We start from the raw sequence: 13,912 nt of genomic DNA, 5'->3' as shown, positions 1-13,912 counted from the left end.
GGATTTCACCTCACCGGAAACGCATGCCATGACGAAGCCCGAACCCCTCACCTACCACGACGACGAAGGCCAGAAAGCGCTCGTCGCGGCGGAAATCACGTTCTACCTGACGCAACTCGATCAAGCCGAAGGCCTCGCCGACGCCTACGCAAGCGCGCGCGTTCACCTCGATCCGCACGTGCGCTGGTATCGGACCGAGACGATGAAGCGGCCGCGCGCGGTCACGCCCGCCGTCCACGAGTATCTGTCGACGTGGTTCAAGCCGGGCGCGAAACGGCGCGCGGAATATGAACTGGACCTGACGTCCGGCGCGAACGGCGATCTCGTCGAACCGTGGGGATTCATGTTCGGCGTCGAGCCGCCGCTGATTCCGGATGTCGCCGGTTTCTTCTCGGTGAGCTTGCCGCGCGCGTTCATGGAAAACGATCCGGCCGGTTTCATCGCGTTCGCGCTCGAACTCGCCGACCGTGTGCCGTTCCGTTCGGGTCAGGCGGGTTATGGCGTGCAATACGACGAAGGCGAATTCGACGACGACCGCGACGCTCAAATCGGCGCGTGGTGCAAGCGCTACCGCTGCGTGGATTATCGCGATTTCGCGGCGAGCGGTGAGTTCCTCGGCCACGCGATCAAGGGCGTCGGCTGGCTGACGTTCCTGGACGCGGCATTCGTCGCGGAACTGGGCGGCGTCGATGCGCTCAAGCAAGCGCTGCCGGCCGAAGCCTACGTCCACGAGCGCCGGCACGGACTCGTGATTCAGGCGGGCGACGCGCCGATCCTCGGCGATCGAAATCGCCGCGAGGACATCGGCGTCTATCAGCGCATCTTCGAGGCCGTGCGGCCCGTCGTCACCGATGACGATCTGGCGTTCCCCGGCTTCGAGGACGACGAATCGGTCGAATGGATCAACCGCTTTGCTTAAAAACCCGTCCATGACCACGCTGCTGGAAGTGCATCTGCCCGAACACGCATCGCACGTGCGGGTGGAATTGCACGCCGGCGAGGCAGATCCGCGCTGGATCGACGTGTGGGATACCGCGCTCGAATCGTTCGCGACGGTGCTCAGGCTCGGCGGCTTCGGCGACACATCGGCGCACGACAACGCGCTCTCGATCGAACCCATCGACGCCACCACGCGCGCCTACACGCTGCGCGCCGCCGATCGCGGAATCGCACCCGGCGCGTGGCGCATCCTCGCGAACCTGCTGATCGCCCGCGCGACATGGGCCGTGCCGCTCGGCCGCATCACGATCACAGCCGCAGGCGAATCGCGCAACAAGCCACTGCGTTACACGGCAAACGAACTGCGCGCCGCGCCGTATCCCGCGCGGCGCGACGACGTGCCGTTTCCTTGCGCGATCACGCCGAACGTGCATGCGGCGGGCGCGGTCACATTGCGTCTCGGGTTGACGCGGCCGGCCACGGCGCAGGAGATCGGGTACTGGTCGGACGCGCTCGCGAACTGGGTGGATGTGGCGAACGGCGGCTATGGCGACGACCTGACGCCGCCCGAGGACTGTGTCGTGACGGCGACCGATCTCTACGAACTCGATCCGCACACGCTGGAAATGCACTGCGCCTATTTCGATGCGTCCTACGACGCGTGGGACACGGTCATCAACATGCTGGCCCGCGACGATACCGCGCGCATGCTTGTGGCTGCATTCACCGTCGAGCCATGAATAACCAATTCATCCGCAAACGATAACTGCGGGAAACTACTCATCAAGAAAAGGCACGAACGACCGTAAGTCATTGATGGACCCTTTCTTCGATACCAAGCCTCGCGGCGCCTTCTCGGCGCTGCTTGCGGATCAGGATCTGGCGCACCTGGAACTGGTGCTGCGCCGGTCTCTCTCATGCGATTTCGGCGGGCCGCTGTTGCCGCCGTCTTACTGGCGCGAGCGGCTTGCGCTGATCGCCCGCGATTCGCACTTGTCCCATACGCAGATCCAGACGGTTCACCGCCTGTACTGCCAGATCGATGCGTTCGAGGCGCAGCATCGCGTGCCTTTGCGCAACGCCGCCGCGCCGCCGCCCGAAGCGGTGAAAGCGCCGCCCGGTTAAACGCGACCGATCCCCCGCCGATAGGAAAAAGGGCCGCTCCGGCAAACGCCGGAAACAGCCCTTCGTGTCGTTCTACGCCCCGGCCCGCTCAGTGCCGATGATGATGCACCCACCACTCGCGCAAACCGTGATGCGCGTCGTGGCGCATCAGCATCCGCTCGCGATGCGTGTCGCGCCAGTCGGTGGCGAGCAGCACGATCGCGACGGCCGCGAGGCCCGCGAGCCCGGTGAGGATATTGGTGAAGTCGTCCATGGCGCCCTCCGCTGCAGATTGCGACTGCGGCCATGATTAATCATAGGTCACAGCCAGCCTGTCCGCAGCGCGATTCGCCTCATGCCACGCCTCATGCCACGCCTTAAGCCACCCCTTTAAGCCACCCCTTTAAGCCGCCCCGCGCGCCTTCAACATCTGCGCGTGCGCCGCGAGCCGCACCGCCGCGTTCGACGCGCCGTAGCCGTCGTAGCCGCCGCGCCGCTCGATCACCTCCAGGAAGAAGCGCTGGTCGAGCTGCTCCGTGTACGCATGGAAGAACTCACCGCCTCGCTCGTCGCGGTCGTAGAGAATGTTGTGTTCGAGCATCGCGTCGATCTGCTCGTCGGGCAACGAATAGCGCGCCGCAAGGTCGTCGTAATAGTTGCGCGGAATGCGCAGGAAACGAACGCCATCGGCAACGAGCCGCGGGATCGCGGCGAAGATATCCGGCGTGCTGAACGCAACGTGATTCAGGCCCGATCCGCGATACGTCGCGAGCGATTCGACCACCGCCGTGTGACGGTCGATCGACGCGTTGAGCGCGATCCGCACCGAGCCGTCGCGGCTCCTGACCGCGCGGCTGCGAACGAGGCCGTACGGGTCCGGCACGAGCACGCTCGCCTCGGGCAGAAAGCCGAACGCGGTGCGGAAAAACAGCACCCAGGTGTCGAGCGCGTCGGCGGGCAGCGACAGGCAAACGTGGTCGATCGCGGTCAGCGGGCCGACCTCGTAAGGGCCGTCGATATCGGTCAGCACGAAATCCGCTTCGTAAAGCGTGGGCGCACCGGGCGCTTCATCGACGAAATATTCGAGGCTGCCGTCCGGCGCCTGCACGCCCGGCAACACGCGCTCGTTCGGGCCGACGCGGCCGGAAAACGGCGTGTAGCCGAACGCGGCAGCACGTTCGAACGCCAGCTTCGCGTTATCGACGCGAAACGCCGACGCGCACAGCGACAAGCCGTGCTGCTGGAAGAACGCGTTCGCGAACGAATCGGCCTCGGCGTTCAGCACGATCGACGCCGCGCCGTGCCGATACAGCGTGACGTCCTTCGAGCGATGCCGGCCCGCGAGGCGGAATCCGAACTTGCCGAGCCACGCGGCGACCTGCGCGCGGGCGGCGTCGTCCACGGCGAATTCAAGGAACTGGAAACCGATATGTTCCGGCGTCGCGGGCGGCTCGAACAAGATGTCCGGCGCCTTCGCGGCCAGCACGCCGCGCGTTTCCTCTTCGAGAAAGCGCAGCGACCGATGCCCGTCGGCGGCGGTCACGGCGGTCGGCGCGGCACGGAAACCGTCGTTGAAAATTTCGAGCGAAAGCGGGCCGTCATAGCCACTTTCGATCACCCGCGCCGTGAAGCCCGCGACGTCGAGCGCGCCCTGCCCCGGAAAACACCGGTAATGGCGGCTCCATTCGAGCACGTCCATCGCGAGCACGGGCGCGTCGGCAATCTGCACGAACGCGATACGGTCACCGGGAATCGATGCGATTTCATCGACCGAATCTTTGATGGACAACGTGTGAAAGCTGTCGAGCACGAGACCGAGGTTCGGATGGTTCACTGCATCCACGAGCCGCCACGCGTGCTTGTACGAATTCACATGACGTCCCCACGCAAGCGCCTCGTACCCGACGATCACGCCCGCTTCCTTCGCCGCGAGCGCGAGCTGGCCGAGTTGATCGGTAATCAGCGCGTCGTCGGCGATGGTTTCCGGCGATACGTTGCTGCACGCCAGCATGCGGTTCGTACCGAGCTCGTGCATCAGGTCGAACTTGCGTTTCGCGCGGTCCAGGTTGCGCGCGAGCCGCTCGGCGCTCACGCCCTCGAAGTCGCGAAACGGCTGGAACAGGAAAATTTCGAGGCCCAGGTCGGCAGCCATGCGGCGGACGTCGGCGGGCGTGCCGTCGAAGTAAAGCAGATCGTTTTCGAAGATTTCCACGCCGTCGAAACCCGCGGCGCGGATCGCGTTCAGCTTTTCGACCAGCGTGCCGCTGATTGAAACCGTCGCGATGGAAGTTCGGATTGAACGCAGCATCGCTGCCTCCCAAGTGCTGTGAAAAAGGTGCCTGCACGAGCCTCGACCACGGCTCAGTCTACGCCGTCCGCGATCCGCCAGCTTTACAAAAGCCGCAATCTAAACCAATCCGCCGTCTAGCGCAAACTAACTAGATGGTACAAATTGGGATAAACCCCGAAGGACAGCGGCCGCGTGCTCACGCACACTGCGGGTCGCCGTTGCAGTGCGGCAAAAACTCGCCCTGCCCTGTCCAACGTTCATCTTCCAAGCGAAAGGTTGCCGATCCATGCCCGCCACGACCCACGACCAAACCAAGACCTCCTACCTGATCGGCCTGATCGGCTCGGGGATCGGCGGATCGCTCACGCCCGCGATGCATGAACAGGAAGGCCGTCACCTCGGTCTCAACTATGTGTACCGCCGCATCGATCTCGCCGCGCTCGGCCTCGAAGCCGTTGCGCTGCCGGACTTGCTGACAGCCGCCGAACACATGGGTTACGACGGACTGAACATCACATATCCGTGCAAGCAAAGTGTGATCCCGTTGCTTCACGCGCTCTCCGACGACGCCCGCGCGCTCGGCGCCGTGAACACCGTGGTGCTGCGCGACGGCCAGCGGATCGGCCATAACACCGATTGGTCGGGCTTCGCGCGCGCGTTCCAGCGCGGCTTGCCCGATGCGCCGCTTGGCCGCGTCGTGCAACTGGGCGCGGGGGGCGCGGGCGCGGCCGTCGCGCACGCGGCGCTTTCGATGGGCGCGCGCTCGCTCGTCCTGTTCGACTCCGACACCTCCCGGGCCGCTGCGCTCGCCGCCGAATTGCAGGCGCGCTTTGCCGATCGCGAGGTGACAAGCGGTGGCGATCTGCGCGACACGCTCGCCGCCGCCGACGGCTTGATCCACGCGACGCCGACCGGCATGGCTAAACTGCCCGGCCTGCCGCTTCCGGCCGAGTTTCTGCATCCGAAGCTGTGGGTCGCGGAGATCGTCTACTTTCCGCTGGAAACCGAGTTGCTGAAGACCGCTCGCGCGCTCGGCTGCCGGACGGTGAGCGGCGGCGGCATGGCGGTCGCGCAAGCCGTCGATGCAATGCGTATTTTCACGGGACGGGAACCCGACGCGGAACGCATGTTTGCGCATTTTCAGACGCTCGTCGGCCGCTGAAAGCACGTCACAACAACCAAAAGGAGACCCCATGTCACAACCCTCGACCACTCAGGGCACGTCGCGCGCCACCGCGACAGGCCGTGCACCGCGCCGTTCGCGCGCGCGCTTCGGCATACTCGCGCTGCTCGCCGTCGGCACGATGATCAACTATCTCGACCGCACGGTGCTCGGCATCGCCGCGCCGCAGTTGACGAAGGAACTCGGCATCAGCGCCGCCGTGATGGGCGTGATGTTCTCGGCGTTCTCGTGGACCTACGTGGCCGCGCAGATTCCCGGCGGCCTGTTCCTCGACCGCTTCGGCAGCAAGCTCACGTACTACCTCTCGATGACGTTCTGGTCGGTCTGCACGCTGCTGCAAGGTTTTGTCGGGGGCATCGGCGCGCTGCTTGCCTGCCGGCTCGGTCTCGGCGTCGCGGAAGCGCCCTGCTTTCCGGCCAATAGCCGCGTCGTCGCGACGTGGTTTCCGCAAAGCGAACGCGCGATGGCGACCGGCACCTACACGGTCGGCGAGTACATCGGCCTCGCGTTCTTCAGCCCGCTCCTGTTCGCGTTGATGGGCGCGTTCGGCTGGCGCTCGCTCTTCTACGTGGTCGGCGCGGCGGGCATTCTGTTCGGCGGCGTGTGGTGGCTGTTCTATCGCGAGCCGCGCGATTCGCGGGCGAACGAAGCGGAACTCGAGTACATCGCCCAAGGCGGCGGCCTGATGGAAACCTCCGCCGATGCAAAGGCGAAAAGCCGCTTCGAATGGCGCACCATCGGAAAGCTGCTGAAAAAGCGTCAGCTCGCGGGCATCTGCTTCGGCCAGTTCGCGGGCAACTCGACGCTCGTCTTCTTCCTCACGTGGTTCCCGACCTACCTCGCGACCGAGCGCCACATGGGCTGGCTCAAGATCGGCTTCTTCGCGGTGCTGCCGTTCATCGCGGCGTCGGTGGGCGTGATGTTCGGCGGCCTCGCGTCGGACTGGCTGCTGCGTCGCGGCAAGTCGGCGAACGTCGCGCGCAAGCTGCCGATCATCGCCGGTCTCCTGCTCGCCTCGACCATCGTTCTTGCCAACTACGTCGAAAGCAACGCGGTCGTGATCGCGATTCTGTCGGTGGCGTTCTTTGCGCAAGGCATGGCGGCGCTCGGCTGGACGCTGGTGTCGGATATCGCGCCCGAAGGGTTGCTCGGCGTGACCGGCGGCATCTTCAACTTCGCGGCGAATCTGGCGGGCATCGTGACGCCGCTCGCGGTCGGCTTCATCGTGGCCGCGACCGGCTCGTTCGTCGGCGCGCTGGCGTTCATCGGCACGATCGCGCTGCTTGGGGCGCTGTCGTATATCTTCGTGGTGGGCGATATCAAGCGCATCGTGCTCGATTGATACAGCGCGCTTCAGTGCCTTCAATGCAAAACGGCGGCCTTCTTGGAAGGCCGCCGTTTTTTTATGCCGCGTTCAGTCGTCGCGGCGCATGAACCGCAGCACCGCATCGACGATCATGTCGCGATGCCGCGTGCGCGAGCGCGCGCTCGACGGATCGCGGCCGAATGCCGTGCCGAAGGTATGACGGTTCGCGACGCGATGAAAGCACAATGAACTGATCATCAGATGAAGGTCGATCGGATCGACGTCGCCGCGAAACTGGCCCGCCCCGACACCGCGCGCGATCAGGTCCTCGATGCTTTTGACGGCGCTCGAATTGCGGCTTTTGAACGTCTTCGACTGCTCGATATATTTCGCGCGATGCACGTTCTCGATCGTCACGAGGCGCACGAAATCGCGATGCTTGTCGTGATAATCGAACGTGAATTCGACCAGTTCGCGCAGCGCCTCGACGGGATCTTTCTCGCCGAGATTGAGTTCCTGCTCCAGCGCGCGGATGTCGCCGTACACTTGCTCCAGCACGGCCTCGTAGAGACCTTCCTTGCTGCCGAAGTAGTAGTACAGCATGCGCTTGGTGGTGTTGGTACGCTCCGCGATCGCATCGACGCGCGCACCGGTCAGCCCCATCGCGGAAAACTCCTGCGTCGCGATAGCGAGAATGTTGCGCTTGGTCTCTTCCGGATCGTACTTGCGCCGTGTCGTGGCGACGGTTTCGGCGCCCGCGGGCGCGGCCTCTTTCACGGCGTCCTTCGCGATTTCCGTAGCGGAATCCTTCGATGCAGCCTTGCTTCCCTTTTTCATTTTTCTCGTTTTAAAAGCGGCGGTTGAGCGACGATTCTAGCATGAGGCAAATGCGCGCCCGGCGAGGCGCGAACTCACGACAAGCCTGATTTTCAAGGCGTATTCGCTATAATCGCGCTCAACCCACAAGGAACAGAATGACTCTCCGCCATGCCGCTTTCGCCACGCTTTTGAGTGCGTGCGCGCTCGGTTTCGCAGGCTCCCGCGCCGCCGCGCAGACACCGGACCTGCCGCCCGATCACCCGCCCGTTCAGACGCAATCGCCGCAAAGTCTCGCCGCCGAGGGCGTGCGCACGAGCGGCAACATCGCGCGCGGCGCGGCGGATATCTGCCATATCGACCACGCGAAAATCGAGCGCTTCAAGACCGCCGCGCGCAAGAACTTCACGGCCGCGCCCGACTTCGACGCCGAATGGAAACTCGGCTATACCGAAGCTCAATCCACCGTGGATCGGCTGGCGAAACTCAAGACGAGCGATCCCGCCGAGTACGCGAAGGAAATCGGCGAGGCGTGCCCGGCGCTCGTGCGCGGTATCGACGAAGTCACGCGCTAACGCTTTTTCACCGCGATTCGCCGCGTCGATCGCGTGTTGCATCGCCGTAATGCGCGCGCTTTTCGGCATACATCGCGGCGTCGGCGCGCTGCAACATGGCTTCGAGCCGCTCGCCGTCCCGCGCGGTCGCCATGCCGATGGAAAAGCTGAGCGGCATGCCCGAATAGAACTGATTGTTCAGTTCCACCAGCTTCTGGATGCTTTCCACGACGGCTTCGCCGCCGCGTTCGTCGGCGCCGGGCAAGAGCAGGACGAACTCGTCGCCGCCGATCCGCGCGGCCTGAAACGGCTTTTCCACCGCTTTGCCGAGCACTTCGCCCGCGCGGCGCAACAGCGCGTCGCCGGCGGCGTGGCCCAATTGATCGTTGACGGTTTTGAGGCCGTTCACGTCCACGGCAATCGCCGTCACCGGGAACGGACCCTTGCGTTCCAGCCGGTTGATTTCGTCGATATAAAACGAGCGGTTCTTCAGCTTGGTCAGCGCGTCGTGCTTGCCGAGGAATTCGAGGTACGCCTCGGCTTTTTTGCGCGCGGTGATGTCGGTGAGCGCGACAAGCACGAGATCCCACGTGCGCTCGTGCCCCGGAAACACCGAGAACTGCAGATGCACGTTGAGCTCGTTGCCATCCAGCGAATAGTTGAGCACTTCGCGCTGATGGAACAGCCGGTTCTCCCACAAGTCGATCAACTGCTCCTGAAAATGCGCCAGCATGTCGTCGCGGAAAACGTCTGAAAGCCGGGCGAGGAGCGCGGTTTTGTCTGGCGCCCCGAACATCTTGAGCGTGTGCTGGTTCACATCGAGCACGTGAATTTCCTGCATGCACCGCTCGATGAACTCCGGATGCACGTTGGTGAACGTCCGGAAATCCACGATCCCGCGTTCACGCAGATCGTCGAGCAACGCTTTCACCGAACTGAAGTCCTCCACCCACAGCGACACCGGCGAATGCTCGAAGAGACCGCGCGCGTAAAGCTCGCTGTTCGCCGCGCGGCGCCGCACGTCCTCCAGCTCCGTAATGTCCTCGACGGTGACCAGCACGCGGTCCCAGCGCGCTTCGTGGCCGGGCAGGATGACGGCTTTCAGCAGCACGTCGAGACGGCGGCCGTCGAGCGTGTAGTTCACCGTCTGGCTGACAAAGCGCGTCTTGCCGGACCACAGTTGCGCGAGTTCGTCGACGTGAGTATCGAACATGTCGTCGCGGAACACCTGGCCAAGATGCGCGATGAGGTGCTCGAGCGAATCCGCGCCGAAGAGTTCGAGCGTGCGGCGGTTCACCTTGAGCAAGCGGATCCGCGACGAGCACGCGGCGACGCGTTGTGAATCCTCGCGCAGATACGTCTTGATATCCGTGATGCCAGCGGCACGCCAGTCCTCGAAGAGCGCTCGCACGGCGCTGAAATCCTCCAGCCATAGCGAGACGGGCGCAAGCTCGAACATGTCGGCGTCATCGGAGGGGGTGGCGCTCGGGGGCTCGCTTGCGGTTTTTGGATTTGTTGTCCGGTCGCTTGGGTTGTGAGTCTGGTTGTTGGTTCGTGTCTGCACCCCGTTGCTCCTTCTCGCTGCTCGCTTCTCGCGTATCTCGATATTCTAACGCGACAGTTTTACAGATCGCGTGTTGAATTTGGGTATGTTTTACCGAACAAACGACGGTTGCTGGCGCCCGGGGTCGCTTTGGTTTTCTGGGCGCTTTCGGGGAACCCACCCCAAGCCGCCCCACGGCGCCGATTCCCGTATGGCTTTCTTCGGTTACCTTCTTTGCAGCTAGCCAAAGAAAATACCTGCTGCCGCACACATCGGCGTGCTCACAGACCTACACGAAAGCAGGTTCCCAGAAAGCGCCCAGGAAACCAAAGCAACAACGAGCGCCACCGAACCTAAAACCCCGCGAAAGCATAAACAGGGCCGATGCTAAACTCAACACCCACCAAAAAAGATCCCTGCGGGCACATTTGCTGCACGCCCCAGCGCGTTTATCCCCGTTCAAGGAGGCAAAGAATCTCATGGCTGACTTTAGAATCTGGTCCGACGAATTTCCGGCCAACGGTTACATGTCGAAGGCGCAGGAATTCGATCAGCAATCCTTCGGCGTCGCGGGCGAAAACCTGTCCCCCGCGCTGCAATGGGACGCGCCGCCCGCCGATGCGCTCAGTCTCGCCCTCACCGTCTACGATCCCGACGCGCCCACCGGCAGCGGCTTCTGGCACTGGGTCGTGGTGAACATTCCAGTCGATGTCCGCTCGCTGCCGCGTAACGCGGGCAAAGCCGACGGCAGTCTGCTGCCCGCCGGCGCGCTGCAGCTGCGCAACGACTACGGCACGGTCGGCTTCGGTGGCGCCGCGCCGCCGCGCGGCGACAAGCCGCATCGCTATATTTTCCGCATCCACGCGCTGAAAGCTGAACGCTTGCCTGTCGATGCCAACGCGACGAACGCCGTCGCCCGTTTCATGACGCATCTGAACGAAATCGATTCGGCGACCTACACCGGACTCTACGAACTCAAGTAGGCTCTCGCGCGGCAGGCGTCGTCACGCCCGCCGCGCCCGCCGCGCCGCACCGCGCGGCTCTCGTTTCGTCACCCATCCGCAATCCAACCTCGAGCCGATGACCGCCGAACAAGGTCTCCCCTTCCCGCAACGCTTATGGGCGATCATCGTCGTCGCGCTCGGCATCACGCTCGCTGTGCTCGACGGCGCGATCGCGAACGTCGCGCTGCCCACCATCGCGCGCACGCTGCACGCCACGCCCGCGGCGTCGATCTGGGTCGTGAACGCCTATCAGCTCACCATCACGATCTCGCTCTTGCCGCTTGCCGCGCTCGGCGACCGCATCGGCTACCGGCGGGTCTATATGGCCGGGCTCGCGCTGTTCACGCTGGCGTCGCTCGGCTGTGCGCTTTCCGGCTCGCTCGCGACGCTGACGCTCGCGCGCGTCGTGCAAGGCTTCGGCGCGGCGGGAATCATGAGCGTGAACACGGCGCTCGTGCGGATGATCTACCCGCCCGAGCACCTCGGACGCGGCGTCAGCATCAACGCGTCGGTCGTCGCGATTTCCGCCGTGCTCGGACCGACGATCGCGTCCGGCGTGCTCGCCATCGCGCCGTGGCCGTGGCTTTTCGCGATCAACGTGCCGATCGGCATCGCCGCGCTCCTCCTCGGGACGCGCGCCTTGCCGACCAACCCCGGCCACCGCCAGCCCTACGACTACCTGAGCGCGCTGATGAATGCCGTGTTCTTCGGCCTCGCGATCATCGCCCTCGACGGTCTCGGACACGGCGAGCGCTATGGATACGTCGTTGTGCAACTCGTGGTGGCGGGCGTGGTCGGTTATTTCTTCGTGCGCCGGCAACTGACGCAAAGCGCGCCGCTGCTGCCCGTCGATCTGCTGCGGATTCCGCTTTTCGGGCTTTCCGTCGCCACGTCGTTCTGCTCGTTCACCGCGCAGATGCTCGCGTTCGTCTCGCTGCCGTTCCTGCTTCAGAACGGCTTCGGCATGAGTCAGGTCCAGACCGGTTTCCTGATGACGCCGTGGCCGCTCGTGATCGTGTTCGTTGCGCCGCTCGCGGGATCGTTATCGGACCGTTATTCGGCGGGCATGCTCGGCGGAATCGGGCTTGCCATCCTCGCGGCCGGGCTTCTGCTGCTCGCTGCGACCGGCGCGCATCCCGAACCGTTCGATATCGCATGGCGGATGGCGCTATGCGGCCTCGGTTTCGGGCTGTTCCAGTCGCCGAACAATCGCCAGATGTTGTCCGCCGCGCCGCGCCACCGCAGCGGCGGCGCGAGCGGCATGCTCGGCACCGCGCGTCTGTCCGGCCAGACGCTCGGCGCGGCGCTCGTCGCGCTGGTCTTCGGCATCGCGCCCGAGCGCGGCGCGATTTACACGCTCGTCGCGGCGGGCGGCTTTGCGGCGCTCGCGGCCGTCGTCAGTGTGCTGCGTGTCGCGCGGCGCGGGGAAACGGCGTCGGCGTGAACGTCCGATCCTGCGCTCGCGACGTCCCTTTTCCGTCATTGCCGCGCCTTCCCTGGGCACATCCTTTGCTGCGTCGATGACACGCGGTTCCGCGCGTCAAGTCTTAGCCGGAACCTGTCTCGATGCACGAATCAGCACAGGAAAGGAGAGTCAAATGGCGCAATCTCTCAATGGCTACAAGGTCGCGATCCTCGCCGTGGACGGCTTCGAACAGGCCGAACTCGTCGAGCCGCAGCGCGCCCTCAAGGAAGCCGGCGCGGACGTTCACGTCATTTCGCAGAAGCCGGGCCAGATCCAGGGTTTCAAACACGTCGATAAAGCCGACAAGGTCGCGGTAGACACTACATTCGATCAAGCCAAAGCCGCCGATTACGACGCCGTGGTTCTCCCCGGCGGCGTCGTGAACGGCGACGCGATCCGTCTCGACGCGAAGGCGCAGGGCTTCGTCAAGCAGGCAAACGAAGCGGGAAAGCCGATCGCGATCATCTGCCACGGCGGCTGGCTGCCGATCTCGGCGGGTATCGTCGAAGGTAGGACGCTCACGAGCTGGCCGAGCCTGCAGGACGATATTCGCAACGCGGGCGGCACGTGGGTGGATCGCGAAGTGCAGCGCGACGGCAACCTGATTTCGAGCCGCAAGCCCGACGATTTGCCGGCGTTCAATCAGGCGCTGATCGAGGCGATCGGCGAGCAGAAGAAAGCGGCCTGAGCAGCGCGTCGCCTTTCTTTCCGCTCACGCCGCCCTTCGACATCAAGGAGTCACGCATGCGCGAAACGCCCTTCGCCGCCGTCTGCGCCGCCCTGCTGATATTCGGCGCGAGCGCCGCACCGGCGCTTGCTGCATCGGAAGCCCCCGCATCGGAATCCGCCGGCGCGCCGAAGACCGCTCCGTCCGACAAGCTCTCTCCCGCCGATCAGCAATTCGTGCAGGACGCGGGTCAGGCGGGCGCGACCGAAATCGCCGCGAGCAAACTCGCGCTGACCAAATCGAACAATCCGGACGTGAAGCGCTTTGCCGAACGGATGATCGCCGATCACACCAAGCTCGCGCGCAATCTCGATATCGTCGCGAAGCGCCACGGCATTACCGCGCCGCCGAGCGCGGACTCGGCCGTGATCGGCAATCTGGAAACGCTCAATGGCGACGCGTTCGACCACGCCTATATTGAAAAAGTCGCGGTCGAAGGCCACCAGAAGGCGGTCGAATTATTCAAGAAGGAAAGCGAGGCCGGCAACGACGCGCTCCTGAAGGGCGCGGCGACCAAGGCGCTGCCGATCATCAAACATCACTACGGCATGGCGCAGCAACTCGCGAAAAGCCGGGCCGCCGCCGCATGAACACGCTGAACACGCTGAGCGCGCCGCCCACGTCCACCCACCGGCCGGCCTACGAGGACTCGACCATGCACATCACCTTTGCGGACGATCTACCCGTTTTCGACGGCCATGACATCGCTATTCATTTCACCGCGCTGGTCGACGGCGAGCCGGTGGTCTGCACGATCACCGCGGAAGCGCTGGAGGACCATTTCGGCGCCCATTCCGCCCGCGAAGACGACCTGATGCCCGCGTTCGAGAAAGGTCGTGCGCGAATCCAAGCGGTCTGCGCCGAGGCGCTGGACGACAACGGCGGCGAGCCGGTCGTGCTGCGCAGCGGCTTGTTCCGCGTCGCGGGCATGGAGCCGAAATAAGCGGCTTTTTGCTGACTGTTCGCTGTCCGCAGCGGAAG

The 13,912-nt window shown here is 64.4% G+C and carries 15 protein-coding genes; 11 read left to right on the top strand and 4 right to left on the bottom strand.

Annotation, left to right across the window (positions count from 1 at the left end; genetic code table 11):
* Positions 1 to 28 precede the first annotated feature (28 nt).
* The 3 genes from AC3D25_RS05840 to AC3D25_RS05830 all read left to right on the top strand — a co-directional run bounded on the left by AC3D25_RS05840 (position 29) and on the right by AC3D25_RS05830 (position 2,064).
* The gene (locus AC3D25_RS05840; protein WP_488887506.1) at positions 29 to 919 is read left to right on the top strand and encodes a type VI immunity family protein; all 891 of its coding nucleotides are present in this window, start codon (positions 29 to 31) and stop codon (positions 917 to 919) included.
* A gap of 10 nt (positions 920 to 929) precedes the next feature.
* A complete protein-coding gene (locus tag AC3D25_RS05835; RefSeq protein ID WP_488887505.1) occupies positions 930 to 1,679 on the top strand; it encodes a hypothetical protein in 750 nt (249 codons plus the stop codon).
* A gap of 76 nt (positions 1,680 to 1,755) precedes the next feature.
* A complete protein-coding gene (locus tag AC3D25_RS05830) occupies positions 1,756 to 2,064 on the top strand; it encodes a hypothetical protein (RefSeq protein WP_488887504.1) in 309 nt (102 codons plus the stop codon).
* Between the two features lie 88 nt (positions 2,065 to 2,152).
* Here the strand turns inward: AC3D25_RS05830 and AC3D25_RS05825 are convergent, their stop codons facing one another.
* Together AC3D25_RS05825 and AC3D25_RS05820 are read right to left on the bottom strand one after the other, a co-directional pair.
* Positions 2,153 to 2,317 carry a hypothetical protein gene (locus AC3D25_RS05825; RefSeq protein WP_488887503.1) on the bottom strand — a complete coding sequence of 55 codons (165 nt, stop codon included), beginning with the start codon at positions 2,315 to 2,317 and terminating at the stop codon, positions 2,153 to 2,155.
* Positions 2,318 to 2,446: 129 nt separating this feature from the next.
* Positions 2,447 to 4,339 carry a bifunctional sugar phosphate isomerase/epimerase/4-hydroxyphenylpyruvate dioxygenase family protein gene (locus tag AC3D25_RS05820; protein WP_488889613.1) on the bottom strand — a complete coding sequence of 631 codons (1,893 nt, stop codon included), beginning with the start codon at positions 4,337 to 4,339 and terminating at the stop codon, positions 2,447 to 2,449.
* A gap of 280 nt (positions 4,340 to 4,619) precedes the next feature.
* Between AC3D25_RS05820 and AC3D25_RS05815 the strand changes: the two genes are divergently transcribed.
* Together AC3D25_RS05815 and AC3D25_RS05810 are read left to right on the top strand one after the other, a co-directional pair.
* The gene (locus AC3D25_RS05815; RefSeq protein ID WP_488887502.1) at positions 4,620 to 5,495 is read left to right on the top strand and encodes a shikimate dehydrogenase; all 876 of its coding nucleotides are present in this window, start codon (positions 4,620 to 4,622) and stop codon (positions 5,493 to 5,495) included.
* Between the two features lie 31 nt (positions 5,496 to 5,526).
* Positions 5,527 to 6,858, top strand: coding sequence for an MFS transporter (locus AC3D25_RS05810; RefSeq protein WP_488887501.1), 1,332 nt, complete (start codon positions 5,527 to 5,529; stop codon positions 6,856 to 6,858).
* A 72-nt stretch (positions 6,859 to 6,930) separates the two neighbouring features.
* Here the strand turns inward: AC3D25_RS05810 and AC3D25_RS05805 are convergent, their stop codons facing one another.
* On the bottom strand, positions 6,931 to 7,659 hold the full coding sequence (locus tag AC3D25_RS05805; protein ID WP_488887500.1) for a TetR/AcrR family transcriptional regulator: 729 nt from the start codon (positions 7,657 to 7,659) through the stop codon (positions 6,931 to 6,933).
* 137 nt (positions 7,660 to 7,796) lie between these two features.
* Between AC3D25_RS05805 and AC3D25_RS05800 the strand changes: the two genes are divergently transcribed.
* On the top strand, positions 7,797 to 8,213 hold the full coding sequence (locus AC3D25_RS05800; RefSeq protein WP_488887499.1) for a hypothetical protein: 417 nt from the start codon (positions 7,797 to 7,799) through the stop codon (positions 8,211 to 8,213).
* A 7-nt stretch (positions 8,214 to 8,220) separates the two neighbouring features.
* Here the strand turns inward: AC3D25_RS05800 and AC3D25_RS05795 are convergent, their stop codons facing one another.
* On the bottom strand, positions 8,221 to 9,651 hold the full coding sequence (locus AC3D25_RS05795; protein ID WP_488887498.1) for a sensor domain-containing diguanylate cyclase: 1,431 nt from the start codon (positions 9,649 to 9,651) through the stop codon (positions 8,221 to 8,223).
* A 563-nt stretch (positions 9,652 to 10,214) separates the two neighbouring features.
* Between AC3D25_RS05795 and AC3D25_RS05790 the strand changes: the two genes are divergently transcribed.
* From AC3D25_RS05790 to AC3D25_RS05770, 5 genes are all read left to right on the top strand, one after another.
* The gene (locus AC3D25_RS05790) at positions 10,215 to 10,718 is read left to right on the top strand and encodes a YbhB/YbcL family Raf kinase inhibitor-like protein (RefSeq protein WP_488887497.1); all 504 of its coding nucleotides are present in this window, start codon (positions 10,215 to 10,217) and stop codon (positions 10,716 to 10,718) included.
* A 97-nt stretch (positions 10,719 to 10,815) separates the two neighbouring features.
* Positions 10,816 to 12,183 (top strand): MFS transporter, encoded by a 1,368-nt coding sequence (locus tag AC3D25_RS05785; protein WP_488887496.1) that lies wholly within the window; start codon positions 10,816 to 10,818, stop codon positions 12,181 to 12,183.
* A 154-nt stretch (positions 12,184 to 12,337) separates the two neighbouring features.
* Positions 12,338 to 12,892: a type 1 glutamine amidotransferase domain-containing protein gene (locus AC3D25_RS05780; RefSeq protein ID WP_488887495.1), complete on the top strand. Its 555-nt coding sequence runs from the start codon at positions 12,338 to 12,340 to the stop codon at positions 12,890 to 12,892.
* Positions 12,893 to 12,948: 56 nt separating this feature from the next.
* Entirely contained in the window at positions 12,949 to 13,521 is a 573-nt protein-coding gene (locus AC3D25_RS05775) for a DUF4142 domain-containing protein (protein ID WP_488887494.1), read from the top strand.
* On the top strand, positions 13,518 to 13,874 hold the full coding sequence (locus tag AC3D25_RS05770; RefSeq protein WP_488887493.1) for a DUF1488 family protein: 357 nt from the start codon (positions 13,518 to 13,520) through the stop codon (positions 13,872 to 13,874). The genes AC3D25_RS05775 and AC3D25_RS05770 overlap by 4 nt, the downstream gene beginning before the upstream one ends.
* Positions 13,875 to 13,912 lie beyond the last annotated feature (38 nt).

The sequence above is a fragment of the Caballeronia sp. SL1002 genome (genome assembly GCF_057814995.1).
The sequence above is the reverse complement of the archived record's forward strand: the minus strand, read 5'-3'. Positions and strand labels throughout refer to the sequence as shown.